The following is a 21357-nucleotide window of genomic DNA, read 5'->3' on the forward strand; positions in this document are numbered from 1 at the left end:
TGTGTGGTGGGGTTGCGGCTGGCCTTTGTGTCCGTCAGTACCCGCGCCAGTCTGGTTTTTCGGGGATGAGCCCGTAGCGGATCGCGGCAGCTAGATCGCTGCTGGGGCGCTCGCGGTTCACCCCAGGCCCGCACTCGTATTCAGCGGCCAGAATTTCCAGCGCCAGACTCGCGGTGCGCTCGGTGCTTTCCATTCCAGCGATGTCTGCACGAGCGGATGCAATGCGCGCCTCAATCACATCCAGGTACACATTGCGCTCGGTCTTGGCCCTCACGCGGTTGCGTTGGGATTCCAGGCGGTTGATAGATCGGCGCAGCATGGTGGCCTTGACGGCAGCGCCAGTCCGGCCTGTTTGCAGCGCCTCGCGTACACCTTCCACGGGGTCATCCTTGTTGACGTCCACGGCTTCGGCGAACAGTTGGAGGATCAGCGCGCGGGCCGCTTCTTCCTCGGTGCTGGCCTGGCCATCTTCACCAGCGTCGTACCGCGCCCGCCGGGCTGGGTCAGTGAGCACGTCCTTGGCCTCGTTCAGTGCCTGCATGCGCTCATGGTTGCCGCCACGGTCAGGGTGAGCATGGCGCGCCGCGCGCCGGTAGGCCCGCTTGATGTCGTCTACGCTGGCATCAGGGGCCACGCCAAGCGTGGCGTAGTGGTCTGGGCGGCTCATGCCTGCAGCAGGCGCGCGGCCAGTCGGTCAAACGCCGGGGATGGTGTCTCGCCCAGCTTCTTCATGATCGTGGACAGCTCGCGCACGAGGATGGCCTGTGGGTCTTTGGGTTCGTGCCAGAGCGCGGGCTCCTGCACGTTCAGGGTGGTCATCACCAGCTTCATGTCCGTCTCGTTGACGGTCGCGCCTACATGCTTAGATGCGTCCTGCGCCAGCGCTTCCAGGCTGGCAAAGGTGACGATCTTTTGACCCTTGAGCCATTCGCAGGCGCGGTAGAAGGCCACGGGGTCGAGAGCGGGGACGGTGGGGGCGGTGGCTTTGAGCATGGCGAGGTAGTCTTTCTTGGGGGCGGTGGTTGCGGGATGGGTGGTCTCGTTGGGCGCGGAGTTTTCACGGGCGAAACGCTTCATGGCGCCCAGCTCGTTCAAGTCGCCGCGCGCGTCGCTGCGGCTGCCCATGCTGATACTGAAAACGCGCTCGGCGCCGTTCTCTGCCAGGCACAGCAGCGTGGCCCGGTTGGCTTTGCGCTCGTAGCGCAAGGGTGAAAGGCCGGCTTGCTCGGCCATGGTGTGGATGTCTCTCTGTCGTCGTTCCATGGGTTCTCCAGGCAATCAGGACAGAGCGCGGCGCGCCCTGTGCTCATGGCCCGGCCAGCCCGCTTGATGCGGGCGGGCGTTGGGGGTTAGTTGCTGGGGGTGCCGTTGAGGATCTGCAGCTTGGTTTCGTCAGCGATCTGCTTGCGCAGCTCTGCCACGGCGGCCTCGATGGTCTTGTGCGGGCGGATCAGCTCAATCCACATCGTCAGGCGGCCACCGTCCTGAATGCGGTAGCGCAGGCGCACGTTGATCTGCCACTTGGCGCCGTTCTCGAACACAGGGATGCCGATGATGAATTCCTCGGGCACCTTGAGCTGGCCCTTCTGCGCGGTGCCCTGCACGTCTTCCTCGTAGGTGAACTGGTGCGAGCCGTCCGACAAGCGGATGGCGCTGGCGAAGTTCACCTTCTTCTTGGCTTCCAGGGTGCGGCAGATTTCCAGCAGGGTTGCGCCGTCTGGGCTCACCACGTCCACCAGGTTGTTTTCGATGAACTGGGCCAGTTCCACCTGGGACTTGTGAATGCCGTCCATGCCGTTCCAGGCCTTCCACTCGGGGGACAGCGGCGCGTTGTACTGAGCACGGTGATCGCCCCAGCCGGGTTCGGTGCCGATGTGGTTGAACACGGCGGTGAAGGTGGGCGGGTCGATGGTGCTGAACAGGCGAGTGCTGCCTTCGGTCTTCTGGTCGTTTACCACTGCGATGAAGCTCTCGGCGTCTTTCAGGGTGGTAACACCCTTCTTGCGTGCGGGAGCTGCCAGGGTGTGCTCCAGCGTTTTCAACTCGTAGCCTTCGGGCAGGATCACGGCAGGGATGCCTGCGCCAAAGGCGTAGCCCTGCTGATGACATGCGGCCAGCTCGTCGCGGGCCTGGGTTTCGGTTTTTTCTTGTCCCATGGGTTTTCTCCTGGTTGGAACGGGTTGAGGGAAGGGGGATCAGTGGACGGCGCGCAGGGGTTGCGCGGCATCGGCGGCGGGCGCCGTGCGCAGCTCGGTTTGAGCGGCGGCTTCCTGGTCGGCGGTGCGCAGGCCGTCCAGCGTGGTTTGCCGGGGGTTCTCGCGCTGCAGGTTGTTGTCCGGCGTGGCGAACATGAGGGTCTTGCCGCGTGTGGGCTGCGGAACCTTGGCCTTCACGTCGGCCTCCAGCTCCACCTGGCCGGTGGTGCCGATGGGTTTGATCTTGATCTTGAGCGTCAGCTCGCCCGCTTTGCCGGTCTGCGTGCTGGCGTGCACGATGTCCTGCAGTGCGTCGGTGGCTTCCTGCTCCACGTTGCCGAAATCCACCTGCTTCAAGAAGTCGGTGAATGGCTTGCGCTTGGCCTGCAGCGTTGGGGATTTGAGTGTGGTACTCATGGGGTTGCTCCAAAAGAATGGCCCGCACGTGGCGGGCCGGTTGCGGGATCTGCGGGCGGCGGGCTACAGGGCCCCGCCTTCGGTGTCGTCGGGCGGCAGGTGCTGGACCTGGGGAGTCGCTTCAAACTTCTGGCACTCCAGGCCCCGGATGTGGCGGGCGAAGAAGATGCCTTTCGATTCGGCGGCCATGAGGGCTTGATGCAGCTCCTTGGTCACGCCGCTGTAGTGGTACACGGCAGCGCCATTGGTGAACTGCACCACCAGCACCTCTCGGTCTGGGTCGTGCCCAATGGCCTTGATCTGGTTGCTCTCGACCGCCACCAGGGGGATGGGCGGCGTTTGCTTCTCGGCGTTCGGCATCGCGCTCACTTGCCTGCCAGGGAGGCGAAGGTGTGCAGCGCAGCCAGCACCGTGTTCTCCACGTAACGGATGCCGGAGAGAGTGGCGGCAGCCTTGGGGAAGGCGTTCACCGGCTGTTCGCCCAGCTTGCGCACATTGATGATGAAGGCGGCGGCCAGCAGGCGGGTATGGCCTTCCAGGCTGTCAGGATCGAAGTCGGGCTTGGTCATGCCCACCAGCTCGGCAACCTCGGGTGGGATTTCGACAGCGGCGCTCACATGGACCTGCTCAGCCGTGTCTGTCGCACCATCGCCGCCCTGCTGCTTGTCAGCGTTGGATGGGTTGCAGGCATCGCAGGTGGGGTCATCGCACTTGGCCGAGAGCAGTTCCTTGAGGCCTGGGGGAACTTGGCCATCGAGTCCGGCGCCGCTCTTGGCGGCCATATCGGCAAGAAGCAGGGCAGCGAGCAGGCCGCTAAAGGGAAGGCGGATAGGGGTTTGGGACATAGGTTTTCTCCTTGAGGTGAACAAAAAAATGCCCGCTGTGTGCGGGCTGTGGGGTGGGTTGGTGGCGCTCAGTGCTTCTTGGCCTGGCTCGCCCGCTGATCGTCATAGCCAGTAAACAGCGGTTCCAACTGCTGGCGCAGGTTCACGCGCTCGTCCAGGACTGCTCCAGTACATGCCATTGCTGAGCCAGCGGCGTACAGCACGCCGTAGAGGGCGGTGAATGCGTCATGCGCCTGGGTGCATTCGTTCATCAGGTCGATCACCTTGTCCGCAAGGGCGTCTGCGCCGCCTGCTTTGATGTCCTTGGTGACGCGTTGCATGTCGGGCGTAGTGGCGTCGGTCGTTTCGCTCATGGATGCTCCTTGGGGAATGAAAAAGCCCGCATGTGGCGGGCTTTGTTGTGGTGTTTGGGGTGGCCGTTTCTCGGATTTGGCGCTCATGCTTTCGACCGATCACGCCTTGGCCTGTTCGCCAGCGCTGAGCTTCGCGGGACGCTGGCGGCAGACATCCGAGACTTGTTCCCCAGTGGCCTGGCTGGAGTGAAAGGTCTTGATCGGTCCCGTGATAGTTAGGCGGCAGCCTTGGCCTGCACGGCCTCGATGTGGCGCACCATAGCGGCCAGGATCAGAGGGAAATCGGCCTCGCGGTACACGCCGTGGGCTCCCACCTTGCCAGCGGGTTCAAAGCCCAGAATGCGCAAGCCCTCGGCGCTGGTGGTGATGGCGCCGCCCAAGCGCTCGTTGATCGTGCCCAGCTTGAGGACAGGAGTTGCAGCTTGCGCGACAGGTGCGGGGGCGGGGGCGTTGCGCGCAGCGGCCCAGCTGCTCACGCGCTGGCGGGCTGGTTCGAGCGCGTCCACAGGCTCGGCAGCAGGCTGCACCAACTGATCGGCTGTGGGCCCATCCCATGGCTCCACCTCGAAGACCGTGGAATTTGCGGCTTGCGCCGGAGCTTCTTCGGTTGGCTCCACCGCGGCGGGGGCGGGCGCGGGTGCCTGTGCGGCCAGCGCTGCGCGGGCGGCTTCCAGTTCTTTCTGCAGGCGCTCGTTTTCAATGCGGCGCTTCTCGCTCTCCACCATGGCCAGCAGGCGCTGCACGGTGGCCAAGCACGCGGCCTCGGCTTCCTGGGCGAATTCTTCCCATTCCTCGCCAAAGGTCATTTCGCCCAGCGTGGCAATGGCCTTTTCAATCACATCCACCGGCTGGCCCTCGGCCTGCTCCACGTAGGCCTTGAGCTGTTCGATGTTGGCGCGGTGGGCGCCAACACGCTCGGCCTCCTTGCGGTCGCGCTCGGCCTTCTCATCGGCCTTGCGCTTTTCCTCGGCCTTGATCTGGGCATCAATGGCGTCTTCGACCGGCTTCACGATGGCAACAAGGCGCTCCACTTCATCGCCCATCACCTTCTTGAGTTCGTTCACGTCCGCTTTCACGGCGGCCTCGGTGCGGGTGAGCATGCGCCGGCCATCGTCGCGCAACTCGGCGCGGGCAGCCTTGGCCTCGTTCATTCCCTTGGTGGTGGTCACGTCGTAGACCACATTGCGGTACTTTTCGGCCATGGCCAGCAGCCCGGCCTCGGTTTCCTTGAACTGCGCCAGCACGGTGTCCTTGATGGACATGGGCTTGGTGGCGACGTTGGCGGCCTGCTGTTGCGCCACTGCGGTGGTGGGGGTTGCGGTTTCAGTCATGAAAACTCCTCAGAAAAGGGTGGGCAGCCGTACGCGCGAGGCGGCTGTGCTGGAAATTTGTGGGGTTGGGGTGACAACCTTGGCCTGAACGTCGATCACGTCCATGCTGTGTGTGTCGTCAAACTCGCGGATCAGCTGCTCGTAGTACGCGCTGGCAGCCTCACAGCGATGGCGGATCAGCGATTCCTTTTGGAAGTCGCGTTCTATGACCCAGGTGGTCAGGCGGTGGTGCGGCGGGATGTGGTCAACCAGGTGCTGATCCATGGGCTCGTTGCGGATCAGGTCGTGCGGGGTGTTCACCATCACGTAGTTCACCTCCCACTCGTCCGCGTCCCAAAGCATCATGTAGCCGCGCATCTGCCAGTCGTAGAGCGGGTCGATGGCGTCCACGGTCCAGGCCGGGAAGGTCTTGAGGGACCAGGGCGCTTTGATGTCGTGCCCACGGCGCCGGGGTGCGTCGAACAGGTCGCACTCGCCGGTGATCCATTCATTGCGGCGGCGCTCGGTGTTCTTCGCCAGATTCAGGCCGCGCACCTTGTTCAGCAGCGCGATGGCGGTGTTCTCCACCGCAATGCCCTTGTCGGTTTCCTTGCTGGAAACCTCAAACTCCACGCTGTACAGTTCTTCCTTGACCAGCTGGCGGATGTAGGAGCGTGCCCCTATGGACAGGTCGCCCTCGGCCTTGGTGCGCGGGTCCGTCATCAAGTGCCCCAGGCTGGAGCACCGGAACAGGATTTCACGCATGGGCGGGCTGGGCTGGTTGCGCTGGTGGATCTGCGGGCAGGCTGTTGCCGTGCTGGGTGATGATGTGCATCAGGGACTGGTAGCCCGCAAAGTCGTTCGCAACCTTGAACGCATCCTTCGCCTCGCGCATCACCTGAGTGAGCACTGCGCGCGTCTTGGTGGTCTTGACCTTCTCCGTCCACTGCTCCAGCATGGATTTTTCGGGCTCCTGGCTGTTCCCGGCGCTGTTGCCGTCGTCGTCGTCCTCGCCAATGGCCACGTTGAAAATGTCCTTGAGCAAGTAGCGTTTGGCGTAGGTCTTGCCTGAGCCCACGGCGTGCGTCTTTGTCATCACGTCGCCGCCCTTGGCGCCCTTGCCATCAGCCGGTATGTCGCACCGGTAGGTGCGCGTGTGGCCAGCGATGTGCGACACGTAGCAGAGCACCCGGATATGACCATCTGGGGCCCCATCGGCCTGGTCAAAGCTCAAGGCAAACCCATGGCTTGTGTAGATTGGCCGGATGTGGCGGTCAAGCTGCGCATAGGAGGCATACAGGCTGCGGGTCTGCGGGTTGACTGCATCAGCAGACACGCGACCCATGCGGCTTTGGGCTGCCGCCATGGCCGCATTGAATTGCTGCTCTGCATCCCGCGCGGCGATGTGCTCGTGCATTCCTAGCAGTCGCTCCATCTTCTCTATGTTCACGCTGGGGTCGTGTGCGGCGGCAATGATCGCCTGCGTCAGCGCCGAAGAATCGGATCGGGCTGACTGAGCGGGCCCCTGCTGCATCGGGACTTGATGCGCTTCAACGGGCGCCAGTGTCAGCACGTCGGCTGTGTCTGTTGCGTTCATGTGAACCTCAAATAAACGGTTGATGCACCCAGGCCATGTAGAGGGCCAGGGCTGCGGATGTGGAAAGGAGCCAGGCGGCGAAGGCGAGGGCGGCTCTCATGGCAGCCTCCACTGCACCCAGGCGCCGCGCACATACACCGCGCTGTAGGCCAGCGACAGGGCCAGCAGGCCCCAGGCCGATGACTGCAACGCGAAGGTGATCCAGAACGGTTGCCCGCAGAGGCCCACCAGGGGCGCCCAACGCCGTGCACGCGCGTTGTGGCCCGTGGCCATGTAGAGCGCTGTCAGCCCAAAAAAAGCAAGTGCGAGTTGGATCATCTGGCGCGCCCCCATACATGCCGCGTGCACACAGGGCAGATGACGAACCAGAGCGCGCCGTCGCGCGGGTCTGGCGACCACTGCACCTCGGAGTGCTTGAATTCCAGCTCGCTCTTGCAGTGGCCGCAGGTTTCGCGGTGGATCTGGTCCTCCGGCGGCTGGCCTTGTTTGATGACCTTCATGTCAGCCTCCGAAATTCGACCACCCAAACCCAGGGGTTGGCGGCCCAGGCGCCGGCGCCGTTGATCTGGTCCCACAGTTGGGCGTACCAACTGCGCGGGAAGTCCGCATAGCCGAACTCGCGCGAGATTCGGTCGATGCTTGGATGGCTCGGTGGGGAGCCCTCGGCCATCGCATCCGCCTCGCTGATGTCCTGCAGGCGCTCCACGCGCACGTTGGTGACTTCCAGGGTGATGCGGCTGGCCCAGCGGGGCATGTGGATGCTGGGCTTCCACGATCCGTAGACGTACGGGTCAGGCGTTAGGTTGTCGGCCATGTATGCGACATCCTCGGGAGCCCGCTTTTCGGGCTGCGCGTTGTCTCGATACATATGCGCAAAAGACTCACGCACCCAAAGCCGGTCGCCGCGCTGTCCGTATGGGCATGGCAGCGGGTTACCACCCGCGCGCAGTGGGACTGCCGGGGCTGGCCTGTAGCCCCACACGCGATAGCCGCCGATGAACCAGTAGGGCTCCCCGTCGTGCGCGGTGTCGGGCTGTGGCTTCACCACTCGCCGGGTCTGCGTCTTGCTGCCATCCAGCAGCGCGCGGACCATGGGCCTGCTGAAAAGGATGGGGCGCTCTTTCATGGCTGCTCCTTGAAGCAAACCAGCACATCCCCCTGCCACTCAAACGGCTTGCCTTCGCAGGCACGGCGAGCGGCGAAGTCGCGGGAGTGGTGGGCCTGCTGCAGCTCGGTGGGTTCGGCCGCAGCGTCGGATTCGTGCGCGGCGACTGCGGCCATGCCAAGGCCGATCACCACGGCGATCAGGCTGATGACGTAGTTCATGGTGCGGCTCCTGCGGGCTCTGCATCTGGTTGGCGCAGGGCTTCGTCAATCACCTCGCGCAGTGCCAGCAGACCGGCGCGGCTGTTGATGGTCACGCTCTGTGCTGGTGTGTGCGCACCTTCGTCGGTGTCGGCCGATGAAGTGATGCACACCGATGGTTCCCACTTGCCATCGCTGCGACGGCGGTAGCTGGCCATGAGGCCGTAGTACCCGAGTGCGCGGGCGCCTATTTGAAAAGTTGGGGTTGCACTGTTGCTCATTACGTCACCTCTGCTTGTTCAATGGATTCCGGGTCCAGCTCCGCGCCAATGGCGGCAGCCTCTGCCCTGAGTGCAGCCGCACGGGCGGCCTCGTCGTTGCGGCGCTTGGCCTCTGCCTGGGCTGCAATGGATGCAGCCAGGGCATCGCGGCGGGCGGTGGTGAAGTGCGGGGCGGTCATGTGGTCGTTCATGGCTTGCCTTCAAAAACTAACTTCCGCATGTCCTGCAGATGGCGCTCTGTCGCCGCCAAACTTCCAGCGCTGCCGGTGCCTTCGGTGGGCCGCAGGCCGCAGTGCCACAGTTCATCCATGAGCATCTGTGCAGCCGTGAAGTCCAGCCGCATGAATGGGTCGTGAAGTTGCGTCTCGTCGGCCGCCTTCATCACCACCGGTTGCGCGACAGAGAGCACGCCTTCTGAACGCACGGCCATGTGCAGTTCAATGGAGGTATTCCACGGGGCCCGGGTGGCTTGAAAAATCATCGTGCTCACGACCACACCCCCATGTGCGCGTTGTGCTGCACCTGATCCACCAGGGCGCGGTGGTAGCGGCCGTCGCTGGCCTCGATGGCGGCCACCTCTGCCCAGGCCTGATTGCGCAGGCGCTGCAGCTCTTGCGGGGAAATCGGCGGCGGTGCGCCAGGGATGCGCAGCAGCGGCTGCACAGTGGGGTGTACGTTTTGCATTGCGCCTCCTGGGCGGAAAAAAGCCCGCTGGGTGCGGGCTGGGTGAATTCAGAACGGGATTCCGTCGTCTGGCTGGTATCGCTGCCAGTGGGGCCGCGTCAGCGGGTCGTCGTGCTGCGGGTGCTGGTCCCACAGCTCGCGCCAGCGCCGGACTAGGGCAGGCTCACCGTGGTACATGAACCCGTAGCCGTCATAGACACGGGCCTCGCGGTGCGCGCGGCGGTAGAGGGCGCGCGTCCAGCGGAACTTGCGGGCCATGTCAGGCTTCTACGACGTGCTCAATCGCCAGCAGGCTCTGTATCTGGCCTTCGATGCGGGTGGCTTCTGCCTGTGCGGTGGCAAGAACCTGCTCCTTCTGCTGGCGCAGCGTGGCCACAGCTTTCGTGGTGATTTCCTTCTGCGGCAGCAGCTCGATCTCAATGCGGGCCATGCCGACCAGGATGTAGCCATCTTTTGCCCAATGAGCGCGCAGTGCACCTTCCTTGGTCAGGTTGTCTTTGCTCACGATGCTGAACTCATCGGCAGCGGTCTTCTCCGGGTTGGCTGGGTCGAAGCGCGTGTATTTGCTGACCAGCGCGACGGCATCACCGGTGATTTTTGTCATTGCAGGCTCCAAAGAAAAAGCCCACGCGGTGGTGGGCTGGTGGGGAAGAAAAAAGCCCCGACAGGCGGGGCGAACCCCTGCGCAAGGCAGGAGGGGAGGGAATAAAAGCCCTGCCGAAGCAGGGAAGGGCACAGGATGGCGTCCTGCACCGGAGCTACTGGTGGGCTACTTGCCAGGGGGATCACGCACCGGTTCAAAGTTTGTGAAGTGGCTTTTGCCCGTATTGGTTTGATGGCCGAACACAGGCCCGCAGGGATACAAACCCGAGGCAGATACGCTGCCTGTTCACTGCCGTACTTCCGGCCCGCGCCACTCCAAGGCAACGGGCGCCTGCGCTGACCATCACATCACCCCGCTGCCAAATGTCCCGCGCAGAGCGTGAGCCTTTGCTTGGACAGCAGGGTGATGTGATGGCCCTCGTTGGAGGGCATCTTTGAATACCGTGTGGCGCATCAACCGGGACAAGGAGCACTCCCCCCGCATGCGCGACACGCAGACCTTTCCTGTTCCTGGGCGCTGTATGCACTGCGCTGGTCCACCTCACCACCGTCTAACGCCCGGTGTTCGCGCCCACTACCTGATTCACAGTCGCGCTTGCCTGCGCTGTGACGGCTTCCACCGTTGCCGGTGATCCGCGGGGATAGCTGATTTAAGGAACCCACCGGTGTGCGCCAATCCACCCACCTGAGCCGCTGCTTGTGTGCTGCGATGGGTGTAATTTAGCGATACGCAAAATGAATGTCAATAGCGAAACGCAAAATGAATTGCTAAACTGTGCCAACGCCCAATCCGGGCGGGCAACAAAAAACCGCCTCAAGGGCGGTTGGGAGTTGGATGTGAACGATGGTGCACCACTCAGGCTAAGGCCAGGAACAACCTTCGCTGTTTGTCATGGTGACGAAGATGACCTTGAGCCTGTGACGATCAGGCAGGTGAACAGCACGCACGTGCTACTGGAAAGCAGGGGCGACCTTAACGGTTGGAAGCCGCGTGGGTTGATTGAAGGGGCTATAGCTGAGGCCAGCGCGCAGCAATCTCCTCGCATGCCGCCGTGATTTCTATCATGCGCTTGGTTGTGCTGCGGGGCGCAGAAACTGTTGCAGATCTAAAAACATCCACGCATAGGCAGTGCGTGTGCGAGGGCGTGGTGCCATCGGGCCCGTAAATTTCGAGCCATTGTCGCAACAGCGTCGAGACGTACTCTGATCCAGATTTCGTGAGCGCAGAGTCGGGGTTTTTGATGAAGTGAAACTTAAGCGCGCCCGTGTATTTTTTCCCTCGCTTTTCAAAGCTGATCAAGAAGTCAGGTCGGATGCTGATGTCAACTCCAGCAATGGCCAACTTAGGTGCGTTCTGCTCGCCCTGCTGGTATTCCTCTCCATCCTTTGATGGTATGAGGTCGGACATTTCCAGTAGTTTTTCCAACGCATCAGCAGTGTTCCATCGGTCGTCAATTGCCCACTCAGTACCGCTTCTGTCATCGCGCAATTTGGCTATAGCGTCTTTCAGTTTCGCTTCATCCCGGCCATTTGTGAGGAACTGGTTAATGGGGTCTTGTGCGAGTCGATAGCGGGCGACGATTGGAGCATTCGGATACTTCTGATCCTGCAAAATTCGGCGGCGACGCGCTGGGTTTGCACTCACAAGAAGCTCTGCTAACTTGTTGACCGAGATTTTTGCCATGGCTTCCTCCAATCTCTAGCGCCGTTGCTTACGGCATTCCCTCACATCCACCAGCGTAGTAAGCGGTGGTCCCAATTCATTCAGACTGCTTCGGTTCCAGCTCAGACAGCGTTTCCTCTAGTGTCTTGATGAGCCGCCTGACGGTTTCTGGCGGCATCTCGACCCAAGCAGTTGTGACCGGCATGTCCCCTGCTGCCTTGGCTCTGTGGCGCAAGCCGATCAATGGCTTGCCGTCCACCAGGCGGGTGCGAACGTCGGAGTATTGGAGGCGGAGTGTTGTTGTCATGATTCAGCCTTTCAGGGCTCCATGCAGGGTCATCAGGCGCTGGGCGATGCCCTCTGGATCAATTCGCATGTTTGACATCGGAATCGTCCCTGCGCAGACGTGCTCGTACCAGATGTGAAACCCTGAGAGGTCAGGCATCTGCGCTTGGCTGCACTGCCTGATCGCGGCAGCAATACCATTGGCGCCAAACTCGTCCAGTTCCTCCCGGCCTTCTAGAACCCGGGCGCGATAGTTGCCAGGCTCAATCTTGTCGATCTTCAGTGTCAGAATCACCGATTCTCCCTCTTCATTTTTCTGCATTCGCGCACATCAACCAGCGTCTTGAACCGGTGGTCCTCCCTAGCGATCCACTGCATATTGCCGGGCCTATCGGCGCCCCCGGCACACAGAGGCGTTATGTGGTCAACGTGATATCCCGGGCAGGCCCCGCGCGTGCGGCCGGTGGCGGGGCAAGGATGCTCTGCGCGGAAGGCGCGCACCTGGGCGCGGTCGCGCTCAGCACTGGCATCGGCGTTCCATGCCAATGCCGTGAACAAGAGCAGGGCAGCTTGTAGCCTTGCTCTAGACGAAGTGTTCTGGGGCACGCGCGACAGCCCAGGAATAGAACTCAGGCGTCCAGCCATTGGCAGGTGTGAGTTGATGCTGCGGGAATTCCAATGGAAGGCGCCAATGGAGCCACTGGTCAATCGTTGCAATACCGTCTGGCGCGACGTACTTGTTGCCAAGCACGCGGCTTTCGATCACAGAAATTTGTGAATCTATGGTCCACCTCCTGAGGCCAATCCACTCTTTGAGGATGCGGGCGAGCACCGCTTCTGGCGAGGCTGCATTCCCTATACCGGTGAGGCCAAGCCCATACAGGATGCCCTGGCCAGATCCACTTGGAGCAATTTGCAACGGGGTACGTTGACGCTGCAAGATCTTGGTGAATGAATTGACCTGAGCATCAAGCGCGCCAGAAACCATTCTCAGGAGGGACATACCTGCTCCAGTTACTCAGTACTGCTCACTGCGCCACACCGTCAGCACCTTACCAAGCACCTCGAAATGAGGATTTTTTGGTGATATGTCGTAGGGTGGGTAGTCGGGGTTCTTGGAAATGATGCGAAGGGCAAACCCAGGGCCGTCGAACTCTGGAACACGCTGAATGATTTTGATGAACCCCTCATCGCCCACGCGGAAAAAGTAGACACCCTCGTGGTTGATGACCTTGACGCCAGTGTCCACTAGCAGTGGATCGCCGGGGTTGAACATGGGTCGCATGGATGGGCCGAATCCGGTGACGATGCATAGATTTCGCACCCCGGTGTGGTGCGGAACATTCAGGCGAAGCCACTCGTGACTGACTTTCCAGCTCCTGATGATGCCTGGTTGATCGTCCAGCAGTAAGCGCCCGGTGCTATCCATGCCGCCGCCAGATGCGAACTGGGTGATGACCAGATCAGGCGGCATGCCCGGTGACTCGCTTGGCGATTCATAGGGCGCTGGTGCCGCCGGTGGTGTCCCATCGTTTTCGGAGGTGTGATCGACATCGAGCCAGCCAGCGGGCTTTTTCGCTGATTCTTCGATTCGACGTGCCGTCTCTTTTCGCATGCCGCGTTGCTTGCCGGTTTTTGAGTCTTTGGCTCCGTCGCGCAGATTGATGAACTGGGAGGGGGACATCCCGCAGAGAGTGGCGGCCTCAGTTGTGCCTCCGGCCTCCTTTTCAATCAGGCGCATGTTGTCGCGTCGAATGGCGTCGATGTCTTTCATCTTGTGAATTTCATAGCAATACGCAAAGTCGGTCTATGCGCGTAACGGTGTTGACTCATTTTGCGAAACGCGAAACAATCGCGGTATGGAACTCGCAACATACTTCGCCGAAACCCGTGGAGCGCAAGCTGAGCTTGCTCGAACTCTGGGTGTGCCGCAGTCGCTGCCAAGCGCCTGGGCAGCTACTGACCCAGAAAAGCGGCGCCCCGTACCCGTTCGCTACTGCAACGCGATAGAGCGCGCAACCAGTGGAGCCGTGAGCCGCCGCGACCTGCGCCCCGACGACTGGCACCTGATCTGGCCCGAACTGGGCACCCCGACCGAAACCAAGGAGGCCGCATAAATGCCCGCCCCCTTGAATCGCAAAGAGCAGGCCATTGCGGACCAGATTCGCGCGCTCCTGGCCCAGCTCCCCCCCGATGGTGTCACCCGCGTTCTCGCGGATGTGGAGGAACACCTCTACGCCGAGGATGACCAGGGCCCGGCATTCAGCCGTGGCATTGCAGGCCCCCTGGGCAAGCTGGAACACCCCCTCAAGACGAAGGTGGACGAGCACACCCATGCGCTGTTCCTGCGCCAGTGCGCCATGCAGAACACGGATGCCTCGAACGAGCTGCGCAACTGCGTGTACGCCATCGTTCACGGTAAGAGCTACGACCAAATGGTGATTGAGAAACTGAGCCATGCCGTGCAGCGTACCGAGGCGCTGACAAAGCTCATAGGGTCTTTTGGGGCCCCCGAATCGGAGGTGCGCTGATGAGCCTCTGGAACCCCGCCAAGCCGTTGAACCAACCGCCTGGCTTTCGCCGCGTAGGTCACACCAACACCCATTCCGCTCTGGCAGACACGCCAGAGCATCACGCCGCCCGCGCGCTGCAGGCTGCCCAGCATGGGCGCGAGCTGGCCGTGAGCCGCCAGGGCGGCCGCCGCGCCGTCGTGCGGGAGTAGGCGCAGATGAGCCTTTTGTTCAGCAAAGACGAAATCCTGCTGGTGAACCGCAAGCTCGCGGCCCTCATCGGCCTCAATGAAGCCATCGTTCTGCAGCAGATCCACTACTGGATCAAAAAGAAGGGCGGCGGGGTTGAGCACGCCGGTAGTCGCTGGGTTTTCAACTCCCTTGACCGCTGGCATGAACAGTTCCCCTTTTGGTCGCCTGACACCATCAAGCGCACCTTGGCCGCACTCAAAAACAAGGGTCTGGTGAAGGTCGAAAAACTGTCGGAAGTCGGCCGCGACCGGACCAACTACTACACCATCGACTACGCGCAAATTGCACTGATGGAAGCGGGCAATTTGCACCAATGCATCGGTGCAAATTGCACCAATGGATCAGGGCAATCTGCACCGATGGATCAGGGCAAGTTGCACCAATCGATCAGTGCAAATTGCACCGATGACTGTATAGATACAAAGACTACAACAAAGACTACAACAAAGAATATTACGGCCAAGGCTGACGCCATGGCCGAGCCGATGCGGGTGACGGACAAGAAGGGTGTCGTCCACGAAATCCCCGCCGATCTGCGCTACCCCGGCAGCAAGACCAAAACCCACGACGCATGGTGCGCCTACGCCATCGCGTACCGCACTCGCCACGGGGCATGGCCCGTCTGGAATGCCACCGTCGCCGGGCAGGTGTCCCAGTTCATCGACCGCGTGGGCGCCGAGCGTGCCCCCCGGGTGGCCTACCACTACGTTGCCAAGGTGCAGGAGCCTTTCGTGGTGAAGCAGATGCACCCCGTGAAGCTGCTGCTGTCGGACGCGGAGAAGTGGGCAACCCAGTGCCAGACCGGTGCAGCTGGGGCACCCGCAACGCCTGACGCGCCCACCGAGACATTCGCCCAGCGCGCTGCCCGCCAGCGCATGGAAGAGGCCGCGCCCGGGGTAGCCCGCAAGGCCCCCGGCGCTGAGAGCGGCTTTGAGGCGGCACAGCGCTTCATGGCCGGTGGGCCCGTCATCGACGTTCCGGCGCGCGAGGCCGCGCCGCGCATTGAAGGAGCAGCAGCATGACCAACCCCGATTTCATGGTCGTCATCGACGCGATTTTCGACAAGCTGGCCGTGCGCTACGGCCACGAGTGGCTGCGCCAGTGGGATGGCGTGGACATGGCATTCGTCAAGGCGGACTGGGCCGAGGAACTGAGCGGCTACGCCAACAACCTGGAACCCTTGCGCTACGCGCTGCGCCACCTGCCCGAGCGCTGCCCCAATGTGGGCCAGCTCAAGAAGATCGCCAACCTCTGCCCCCCGCCCGTGTTCAAAGCGCTGCCAGTGCCGAAGGCTGATGAGGCGGTGGTGTCTGCGCAGGTGGCAAAGCAGCTGGAACTCAAGCAGGCGCTGGCGCCGAAGGCCGACGAGAAGGGCTGGGCCCGCGCATTGGTCACTCGCAGCGAAGCGGGCGAGAAGATCCCGCCCTACAGCCTGCAGTGCGCACGCCAGGCCTTGGGCCTGGAAGGACGCCAGTCATGGCAGTGACGAAGACGTTCCGCCGCGACCGCGTGCTGGCCAAGATTCAGCAGGGCCCCATTCGCTATGCCGATCTGGCGGGCTCCCACTCCTATGCGATCCGCAAGCGCCTGCGCCCCCTGATCGACCGCCTGGTGTCCGAAGGCTTGATCCGCGAAACCTACATCGACCGCTTCCCCTACTACGTGGCGGCCGATTGGGAGCTGACCGATGAGCAGCGCCTGGAAATCATGAAGGGGCGTTGCAAGCCTGTGCACGGATGCATGGTGTGGACCGGCTACGTGGACCCGAAGCGCGGCCCCATAGTGCGTTTTGGTGACGAGTCGCCCACCCCGGCGCGTCGTGCGGTATGGCAGATCAAGCGCGGCCCTCTGGGCTATCAGCAAACCGTGCGCATGCAGGCCGATTGCGAGCCCGACTGCATCGAATACACGCACATGAAGCTGGGGCGCCGCGAAGACCCAGCCAAGGGCAAGAACATTTCGGTGCTGCACCGCCAGCGGATTGCTCAGGCGCACCAGGTCACGCGCGGCAAGCTGGATTGGGAAAAGGTGCGCGTGATCCGCGCGAGCACCGAGTCCGATGCGGTGATGGCCGAGCAGTTCGGTGTCAGCAAGGCCACCATCGGCCAAGTGCGCCGAGGTGAAACCTGGAAGGAGTTTGGCGGGCTCTTCACTTCGCTGCTGCCGGGGAGGGCTTTCGCATGAGCCTGATCTTGGGTATGGACCCGGGCGCCAGCACAGGCGTTGCGCATTTCCTCGATGGCCAGCTCGTTCGCCTGGACACCATCACGCCGGTGGAGATCGAGCGCACCATCCGCGAGGTGATGCCAGCGCGGGTGATCTTTGAGGACTCCCGCCTGGAGACGCGCGCCTGGAATGCGCGGACCAAGGGTGCCTACGGTGCCGCCCTGGCCACCGCTCGCAGCCTGGGCCAGGTCGATGCATGGTGCCGCCTCATCACCGAGGTGTGCGCCGAGCTGGACATTCCTGCCCACGGCGTGAGCCCGACCGCCAAGGGCGCGAAGCGCGGCGCGGAGAACTTCGCCATCTACACCGGCTGGACCGAGCGCAACAACCAGCACGAGCGTGACGCCGCCATGGTGGCGTGGCCATACCGGGGTGCGCGATGACGCTGCGCTGCGCTTTCTGTAACCGCCCCATGCTGGCCGCCGCTGTGTTTGTCGGCGCCAATCCCATCGGGCCCACCTGCGCACGCAAGGCGGGACTGCTGGAGCTGGCGCGCAAGAAGGCGGGCGTGCTGCGCCTGGCCCGACCATGCACCAGCCCACGCCGCCCGGACCCCCAGACGATGGATCTGTTCGCGGAGGTGGAGCGTGTCTGAGCCGGTGGACCCACAACGCGCCGTCGATTTCCTGATCGAGCACTCGCGCCAGTACGCCCAGGCCAAGGCCGACCGCGTGCATCTGGAGCACTTCCGCAAGAGCAAGAAGGCGCTGCTGATGAACGCCTGCCAGGAGAAAGCCGTGGCTGCCCGCGAGCAGTACGCCTACAGCCACCCCGAATACATCGCGCTGCTGGAAGGCCTGCGCGAGGCCGTGCGCGTGGAGGAGGCGCTGCGCTGGCGCCTCACCGCCGCCCAGCTGCGCGTGGAGGTGTGGCGCAGCGAGAACGCCAACAACCGCCGCTTGGAAGGAGCCACCCGGTGAAGCCTGCAACCCCATTCCAAAAGATGCGCGAACGCCGCATTGCGCGCGAGCAGCTGGCCCGTGAAGTGGCAATGGCCGAAGTCACGGCCGATCTGCGTGGGTGTGAAGTCAACTGGAGAGCCGCGCTTTTAGGTCTTGAGCCGCCCCACCGGTCAGCGAGCAACTACCAAGAGTGCTTGGAAGTGTTCGCCACTGCGCAGAAGAAAGTCAAACCGCAGCCCGTATGGAGGCGGATGTGAAGCGATCCACCCCACTCAAGCGCACCGGCTTCAAAGCGCGGCCGCACGTCCCTAAAACAGATGCAAATCGGGAGCTAGCGCTTATGCATCGTGCGCAAGCAGCTATGAATTCTGTAGTGCCGCGCGCCGCCGTGATGGGCGGCAGCTGCACCGGCGCCAGCGTGCCCAAGGATGCGCCGCTGCGCAGCGAGAAGTTCCGCCGCGCAGTTGCCAGCCTGCCGTGCGCTCACTGCCACATCGCAGGCTACAGCCAACACGCCCACGAGAACGAAGGCAAGGGCAAGGGCGTGAAGCTGGACGACCGGCGCGCCATGCCGTTGTGCTGTGCACGCCCAGGCATCGAGGGCTGCCACGCCGCTTTCGACCAATACCGCCTGGTTCCGGGTGGGCGCCAAGCCCACATCGAGCTGGGCCGCGCCATGGCCGCGCAAACGCGCCGCCAGCTCAACGAATTGGGCCTTTGGCCCGCAGGAATCCCGCAGTACCCCAACGACCGTCAAGGATCGCAATGAAGACCATAAAGATGACGCCGCAGCAGTGGCATGCCGTTCTTCCAAATCCACGGCAGCGCGATACCGAGGGCCGTGCCTCTCGTGCGCTCCACTTGCGCATACCGCAGCCGACCCACAGTACCGTGTTTGCAGCCGAATTGCCCGGTGGTGATCTTGTAAAGCTGGACGGGCACACGCGCGGCCACATGTGGGCCAATGGCATGGCCAGCCCTGCGCCGAGCGCCGTTGATGTGCATGTGATACCCGTCAAATCCATGTCCGAGGCCAAGGAGTTTTACAGCCACTACGACAGCGCAACGACTGTCGAAAAGGCCAGAGACAAGGTTTTCGGCGCCTATCGGGAGTGCTGCATTTCCCCGACAAGCGGACTCATCAAGTCTGGTCCCATCACATCCGCGCTCAAGAAGCTGGGTTCTGGCGACGTGTATTCACTGGTCAAACAGTGGAAGCATGAGCTTGAGGCGATTGACTCGCTTGGAATCCCCGCCAAGAAGTTCTCTGCTGGAATGCTTTTGGGAGCCCTGATTTTTGTGCGGGTGCGCGGTGATCGGGGGCTGGAGTTTGTTTCCATGGTTGCTGCCGATGCTGGCACGCGCACGGCCGAGGGCAGTGATGGTGTGGACGCGATATGTCGTCATGCCTACGGTCCGGGCGCAAAGGGCGGCGAGCTGGTTATCCGCGATACCGCAGGGCGCTTCATTTCTGCAGGAGAGGCCTGGATCGCTGGCCGTCGCTACAAGCAGACCGTGAAAGCCACCGACATCAAGGACTACTTGGCCCGAGCCAAGCGCTAACAAAGAAGAGGCCGCATGACCGAAACCACCCAGCAACCGCCCACCACTGCAGAGCCCGTGTCCACCGAGCCGCCAAAGGCCATCCCGAGCACAGCGCGGGTGTACGGCGCTGTACGCGATCTGCGAAGTTTGGGCCAGATCGCCACGCGCGAGACGGTTGCCGAATTGACCAGCTTGAAGATGTCGGTGGTCGATGACCGCCTGCGTGCCCTGGTGGACGACGGCAAGCTCAAGCGTTTGCTGCGTGGCGTGTACGAGCTGGTGGAGGAATACCCGTCAACCCGCAACATCAGCAAGACGATCCTGGAGGGCGGGTACGTGATGATTGAAATCACGGGCCGCAAGGATGTGCCCGATGTCGTGCTGCACCTGACGCCCGACGAAGACCGCGCGCTGGCCGCTCTGTCCGTGGGCGCTGCGGGCCAAGCAATCCTCATCAACAGCACAAACCAGCACCTCTATCTGGCCACTGAGCTGGCGGCGAAGGTGGAGGCGCAGGGCCGCGAGCTGAAATCCATGCGCGACCTGCTGCAAGGGAAGCTGGATTCGCGCCAACGGGATCTGTTGGGCTTCACTGGCCCGGAGGACGCCGTATTTCGTGAAGGGAGCAAGGCATGAACACACTGATGACCCTCGCCAGCAAGCCGCTGACGATGAGCAGCCGCGAGATCGCCGTCCTGGTGGGCAAGGAGCATTTCCACGTCATGCGGGACATCCGCACCCTGCGCACTCAGCTGGGCGAACTGTTCGGCGGGTCCATCCAAACCTGGAGACACCCCCAGAACGGGCAGACCTACGACGAGTTCGCCCTGGACAAGGACACCTGCCTCACCCTGCTGCTGGGCTACGACCCCGTAGCGCGGTTGAAGGTGGTCAAGCGCTGGCAGGAGCTGGAGGCGGGCGCCGTGCCCAAGAGTTTCGCCCAGGCCCTGCGCCTGGCTGCCGAGCAGCAGGAGCAGATCGAAATGCAGCAGGCCGCCCTGGCCGCCGCCCGCCCGAAGGTGGTCTACGCCGACGCCATGCTGAACGCTGATGGCACGGTCCTGGTGCGCGACGCGGCAAAGACCATCGGCGTGCCCGTGCGCAAGCTGGAGAAGGCGCTACGCCAGAAGGGCGTGATCCTGCCCGACAACTCCCCGGCCGCGCGCTACGTCACGCAGGGCTATTTCAAGGAGTCGCTGCACACCTTCGACACGAACACCCGGGGCCGCCAGCTTAGCCGCGTGGCGCGCGTGACCGGACGGGGCCTGGAGTTCCTGCGCCGTTTTGTGGAGCGCCACGCAGACTTGTTCGGGCAGAGCCGACGCCCAGCATAGGGTTAGGCCAATCGCCCATGCCCCGGAAGACTCCCGGGCATGGCCAAACCCCCAGCGGGCAAGAAGTCCGCGCCCCCCAGTAAGAAGACCCCCACCAAGCCTGCAGCCCCCAAGAAGGCCGCAGGCTCAGTCGCACCTGCGCGCAAAGCAGCACCAGCCAAGAAGGCGCCCGCAGCAAGCACCAAGCCTGCCAAGCCCGTAAAGGCCGCAGCACCACCCAAAGCCAAGGCGCCAGCCAAACCCCCGGCCAAGGCGGAATCGCCCCCCACAACCCCAGCACCCACCGACTCGGTACTGACCGACAAGCAGCAGCGCTTTGTCGATGAGTACATGGTGGACATGAACGCTACCCAGGCCGCCGTTCGGGCCGGATACAGCCCGCACACGGCTAATGAACAGGGCTCGCAGCTGTTAGCGAAACTTAGTATCCAGCGGGCTTTGAACGCCGCCCGCAAGGCGCAGCAAGAGCGCACCCAGATCACCGCCGATGGCGTCCTGCGCGAGGCGTGGAACATCGTCACGGCCGACACCCGCGAGCTGGTGGAGCTGAAAACCGGCTGCTGCCGCTGCTGCTATGGCGAGGGCCACAAGTGGCAGCGCACCGTGGGCGAAATGAACCGCGACCGCGAGAAGTGGGTGGAGAAGGGCAACAACCCCGCCGAGTTCGATGAGCAAGGCGGCATTGGCTTCAACCCACTGCGCGCCCCACATGCCGAGTGCCCCGAGTGCGGCGGCGACGGCCATGCGCGCGTGGTGCTCAAGGACACCCGCTACCTGAGCGAGAAGGCCATTGCGCTGTACGCAGGAGCCAAGCAGACCCAGTTCGGTATCGAGGTGAAGCTGCAGGACAAGTCGTCCTATGCCGAGCGCCTGTTCCGCCACCTGGGCCTCTACGAGAAGGACAACGAGCAAAAGACCGATCCGCTCGCCACCCTGCTGCAGCGCATTGCATCGGGCAACGGCAATGGGTTCAAGCCCGTGGTCGATGACCCAGAGCGCCCGGCCGCCAGCATGCCCATGCAGCCGGACGACCCCGACGACGGGAACTGA

40 protein-coding genes are annotated in these 21357 nt (G+C 62.9%); 15 read left to right on the forward strand and 25 right to left on the reverse strand.

Annotated features, from left to right (window positions below):
• Positions 1-34: 34 nt before the first annotated feature.
• From C380_RS23955 to C380_RS08640, 25 genes are all read right to left on the reverse strand, one after another.
• Positions 35-667 carry a DnaJ domain-containing protein gene (locus C380_RS23955; RefSeq protein ID WP_015013447.1) on the reverse strand — a complete coding sequence of 211 codons (633 nt, stop codon included), beginning with the start codon at positions 665-667 and terminating at the stop codon, positions 35-37.
• Entirely contained in the window at positions 664-1233 is a 570-nt protein-coding gene (locus C380_RS08520) for a hypothetical protein (protein ID WP_043565285.1), read from the reverse strand. Before C380_RS08520 ends, C380_RS23955 begins: the two co-directional genes overlap by 4 nt.
• 116 nt (positions 1234-1349) lie before the next feature.
• Positions 1350-2156: a DUF2303 family protein gene (locus C380_RS08525; protein ID WP_015013449.1), complete on the reverse strand. Its 807-nt coding sequence runs from the start codon at positions 2154-2156 to the stop codon at positions 1350-1352.
• Between the two features lie 39 nt (positions 2157-2195).
• On the reverse strand, positions 2196-2612 hold the full coding sequence (locus C380_RS08530; RefSeq protein ID WP_015013450.1) for a hypothetical protein: 417 nt from the start codon (positions 2610-2612) through the stop codon (positions 2196-2198).
• 63 nt (positions 2613-2675) lie between these two features.
• Positions 2676-2972 carry a KTSC domain-containing protein gene (locus tag C380_RS08535; RefSeq protein ID WP_015013451.1) on the reverse strand — a complete coding sequence of 99 codons (297 nt, stop codon included), beginning with the start codon at positions 2970-2972 and terminating at the stop codon, positions 2676-2678.
• Between the two features lie 5 nt (positions 2973-2977).
• Positions 2978-3457 (reverse strand): hypothetical protein, encoded by a 480-nt coding sequence (locus tag C380_RS08540; RefSeq protein WP_015013452.1) that lies wholly within the window; start codon positions 3455-3457, stop codon positions 2978-2980.
• 68 nt (positions 3458-3525) lie between these two features.
• Positions 3526-3810, reverse strand: a complete 285-nt coding sequence (locus tag C380_RS08545) for a hypothetical protein (protein WP_015013453.1) — start codon at positions 3808-3810, stop codon at positions 3526-3528.
• 215 nt (positions 3811-4025) lie between these two features.
• Entirely contained in the window at positions 4026-5141 is a 1116-nt protein-coding gene (locus C380_RS08550; protein ID WP_015013454.1) for a hypothetical protein, read from the reverse strand.
• 9 nt (positions 5142-5150) lie between these two features.
• Positions 5151-5885 carry a hypothetical protein gene (locus C380_RS08555; RefSeq protein ID WP_015013455.1) on the reverse strand — a complete coding sequence of 245 codons (735 nt, stop codon included), beginning with the start codon at positions 5883-5885 and terminating at the stop codon, positions 5151-5153.
• On the reverse strand, positions 5878-6717 hold the full coding sequence (locus C380_RS23960) for an ERF family protein (protein ID WP_015013456.1): 840 nt from the start codon (positions 6715-6717) through the stop codon (positions 5878-5880). The genes C380_RS08555 and C380_RS23960 overlap by 8 nt, the downstream gene beginning before the upstream one ends.
• A 96-nt stretch (positions 6718-6813) precedes the next feature.
• The gene (locus tag C380_RS08565; protein ID WP_043566286.1) at positions 6814-7035 is read right to left on the reverse strand and encodes a hypothetical protein; all 222 of its coding nucleotides are present in this window, start codon (positions 7033-7035) and stop codon (positions 6814-6816) included.
• Positions 7032-7217 (reverse strand): hypothetical protein, encoded by a 186-nt coding sequence (locus C380_RS08570; protein ID WP_015013458.1) that lies wholly within the window; start codon positions 7215-7217, stop codon positions 7032-7034. The genes C380_RS08565 and C380_RS08570 overlap by 4 nt, the downstream gene beginning before the upstream one ends.
• Positions 7214-7843 (reverse strand): hypothetical protein, encoded by a 630-nt coding sequence (locus C380_RS08575; RefSeq protein ID WP_015013459.1) that lies wholly within the window; start codon positions 7841-7843, stop codon positions 7214-7216. The genes C380_RS08570 and C380_RS08575 overlap by 4 nt, the downstream gene beginning before the upstream one ends.
• A complete protein-coding gene (locus tag C380_RS08580) occupies positions 7840-8043 on the reverse strand; it encodes a hypothetical protein (RefSeq protein WP_015013460.1) in 204 nt (67 codons plus the stop codon). The genes C380_RS08575 and C380_RS08580 overlap by 4 nt, the downstream gene beginning before the upstream one ends.
• Complete coding sequence (locus C380_RS08585) at positions 8040-8303, reverse strand: hypothetical protein (RefSeq protein ID WP_015013461.1); 264 nt, start codon at positions 8301-8303, stop codon at positions 8040-8042. Before C380_RS08585 ends, C380_RS08580 begins: the two co-directional genes overlap by 4 nt.
• Positions 8303-8494, reverse strand: a complete 192-nt coding sequence (locus C380_RS08590; protein ID WP_015013462.1) for a hypothetical protein — start codon at positions 8492-8494, stop codon at positions 8303-8305. The genes C380_RS08585 and C380_RS08590 overlap by 1 nt, the downstream gene beginning before the upstream one ends.
• Complete coding sequence (locus C380_RS08595; protein WP_148279931.1) at positions 8491-8793, reverse strand: hypothetical protein; 303 nt, start codon at positions 8791-8793, stop codon at positions 8491-8493. The genes C380_RS08590 and C380_RS08595 overlap by 4 nt, the downstream gene beginning before the upstream one ends.
• Positions 8790-8987, reverse strand: a complete 198-nt coding sequence (locus C380_RS08600; RefSeq protein WP_015013464.1) for a hypothetical protein — start codon at positions 8985-8987, stop codon at positions 8790-8792. Before C380_RS08600 ends, C380_RS08595 begins: the two co-directional genes overlap by 4 nt.
• A 48-nt stretch (positions 8988-9035) precedes the next feature.
• Entirely contained in the window at positions 9036-9245 is a 210-nt protein-coding gene (locus C380_RS08605; protein WP_015013465.1) for a hypothetical protein, read from the reverse strand.
• A gap of 1 nt (position 9246) precedes the next feature.
• A complete protein-coding gene (locus C380_RS08610; RefSeq protein ID WP_015013466.1) occupies positions 9247-9591 on the reverse strand; it encodes a hypothetical protein in 345 nt (114 codons plus the stop codon).
• 1008 nt (positions 9592-10599) lie between these two features.
• Positions 10600-11274 (reverse strand): hypothetical protein, encoded by a 675-nt coding sequence (locus C380_RS08615; RefSeq protein ID WP_015013467.1) that lies wholly within the window; start codon positions 11272-11274, stop codon positions 10600-10602.
• Positions 11275-11350: 76 nt separating this feature from the next.
• Positions 11351-11560 carry a hypothetical protein gene (locus C380_RS08620; RefSeq protein WP_015013468.1) on the reverse strand — a complete coding sequence of 70 codons (210 nt, stop codon included), beginning with the start codon at positions 11558-11560 and terminating at the stop codon, positions 11351-11353.
• A 3-nt stretch (positions 11561-11563) separates the two neighbouring features.
• A complete protein-coding gene (locus C380_RS08625; RefSeq protein WP_015013469.1) occupies positions 11564-11860 on the reverse strand; it encodes a hypothetical protein in 297 nt (98 codons plus the stop codon).
• Positions 11861-12121: 261 nt separating this feature from the next.
• Complete coding sequence (locus tag C380_RS08635) at positions 12122-12541, reverse strand: hypothetical protein (RefSeq protein WP_015013471.1); 420 nt, start codon at positions 12539-12541, stop codon at positions 12122-12124.
• 15 nt (positions 12542-12556) lie between these two features.
• Positions 12557-13312 (reverse strand): S24 family peptidase, encoded by a 756-nt coding sequence (locus tag C380_RS08640; protein WP_015013472.1) that lies wholly within the window; start codon positions 13310-13312, stop codon positions 12557-12559.
• 85 nt (positions 13313-13397) lie between these two features.
• Between C380_RS08640 and C380_RS08645 the strand changes: the two genes are divergently transcribed.
• The 15 genes from C380_RS08645 to C380_RS08715 all read left to right on the forward strand — a co-directional run bounded on the left by C380_RS08645 (position 13398) and on the right by C380_RS08715 (position 21357).
• Positions 13398-13655, forward strand: coding sequence for a YdaS family helix-turn-helix protein (locus tag C380_RS08645; RefSeq protein WP_043565293.1), 258 nt, complete (start codon positions 13398-13400; stop codon positions 13653-13655).
• The gene (locus C380_RS08650) at positions 13656-14069 is read left to right on the forward strand and encodes a hypothetical protein (RefSeq protein ID WP_015013473.1); all 414 of its coding nucleotides are present in this window, start codon (positions 13656-13658) and stop codon (positions 14067-14069) included.
• The gene (locus C380_RS08655) at positions 14069-14260 is read left to right on the forward strand and encodes a hypothetical protein (RefSeq protein WP_015013474.1); all 192 of its coding nucleotides are present in this window, start codon (positions 14069-14071) and stop codon (positions 14258-14260) included. Before C380_RS08650 ends, C380_RS08655 begins: the two co-directional genes overlap by 1 nt.
• Before the next feature lie 6 nt (positions 14261-14266).
• Positions 14267-15322: a hypothetical protein gene (locus tag C380_RS23965; protein ID WP_015013475.1), complete on the forward strand. Its 1056-nt coding sequence runs from the start codon at positions 14267-14269 to the stop codon at positions 15320-15322.
• Positions 15319-15786, forward strand: a complete 468-nt coding sequence (locus C380_RS08670; protein ID WP_015013476.1) for a hypothetical protein — start codon at positions 15319-15321, stop codon at positions 15784-15786. Before C380_RS23965 ends, C380_RS08670 begins: the two co-directional genes overlap by 4 nt.
• Positions 15777-16484, forward strand: coding sequence for a hypothetical protein (locus C380_RS08675; RefSeq protein ID WP_015013477.1), 708 nt, complete (start codon positions 15777-15779; stop codon positions 16482-16484). The genes C380_RS08670 and C380_RS08675 overlap by 10 nt, the downstream gene beginning before the upstream one ends.
• Positions 16481-16909, forward strand: a complete 429-nt coding sequence (locus C380_RS08680) for a hypothetical protein (RefSeq protein ID WP_015013478.1) — start codon at positions 16481-16483, stop codon at positions 16907-16909. The genes C380_RS08675 and C380_RS08680 overlap by 4 nt, the downstream gene beginning before the upstream one ends.
• 29 nt (positions 16910-16938) lie before the next feature.
• The gene (locus C380_RS08685) at positions 16939-17121 is read left to right on the forward strand and encodes a hypothetical protein (RefSeq protein ID WP_148279932.1); all 183 of its coding nucleotides are present in this window, start codon (positions 16939-16941) and stop codon (positions 17119-17121) included.
• Entirely contained in the window at positions 17114-17446 is a 333-nt protein-coding gene (locus C380_RS08690) for a hypothetical protein (protein ID WP_238544081.1), read from the forward strand. The genes C380_RS08685 and C380_RS08690 overlap by 8 nt, the downstream gene beginning before the upstream one ends.
• Positions 17443-17685 (forward strand): hypothetical protein, encoded by a 243-nt coding sequence (locus C380_RS24945; protein ID WP_015013481.1) that lies wholly within the window; start codon positions 17443-17445, stop codon positions 17683-17685. The genes C380_RS08690 and C380_RS24945 overlap by 4 nt, the downstream gene beginning before the upstream one ends.
• 104 nt (positions 17686-17789) lie before the next feature.
• A complete protein-coding gene (locus C380_RS08695) occupies positions 17790-18197 on the forward strand; it encodes a hypothetical protein (RefSeq protein WP_238544082.1) in 408 nt (135 codons plus the stop codon).
• Positions 18194-18991: a hypothetical protein gene (locus C380_RS08700; RefSeq protein WP_015013483.1), complete on the forward strand. Its 798-nt coding sequence runs from the start codon at positions 18194-18196 to the stop codon at positions 18989-18991. The genes C380_RS08695 and C380_RS08700 overlap by 4 nt, the downstream gene beginning before the upstream one ends.
• 15 nt (positions 18992-19006) lie before the next feature.
• A complete protein-coding gene (locus C380_RS08705) occupies positions 19007-19609 on the forward strand; it encodes a hypothetical protein (RefSeq protein ID WP_015013484.1) in 603 nt (200 codons plus the stop codon).
• Positions 19606-20307: a phage regulatory protein/antirepressor Ant gene (locus C380_RS08710; protein ID WP_015013485.1), complete on the forward strand. Its 702-nt coding sequence runs from the start codon at positions 19606-19608 to the stop codon at positions 20305-20307. Before C380_RS08705 ends, C380_RS08710 begins: the two co-directional genes overlap by 4 nt.
• 39 nt (positions 20308-20346) lie before the next feature.
• Positions 20347-21357: a terminase small subunit gene (locus C380_RS08715; protein ID WP_015013486.1), complete on the forward strand. Its 1011-nt coding sequence runs from the start codon at positions 20347-20349 to the stop codon at positions 21355-21357.

It is taken from the genome of Acidovorax sp. KKS102, assembly GCF_000302535.1.
GTDB lineage: Bacteria > Pseudomonadota > Gammaproteobacteria > Burkholderiales > Burkholderiaceae_C > Acidovorax.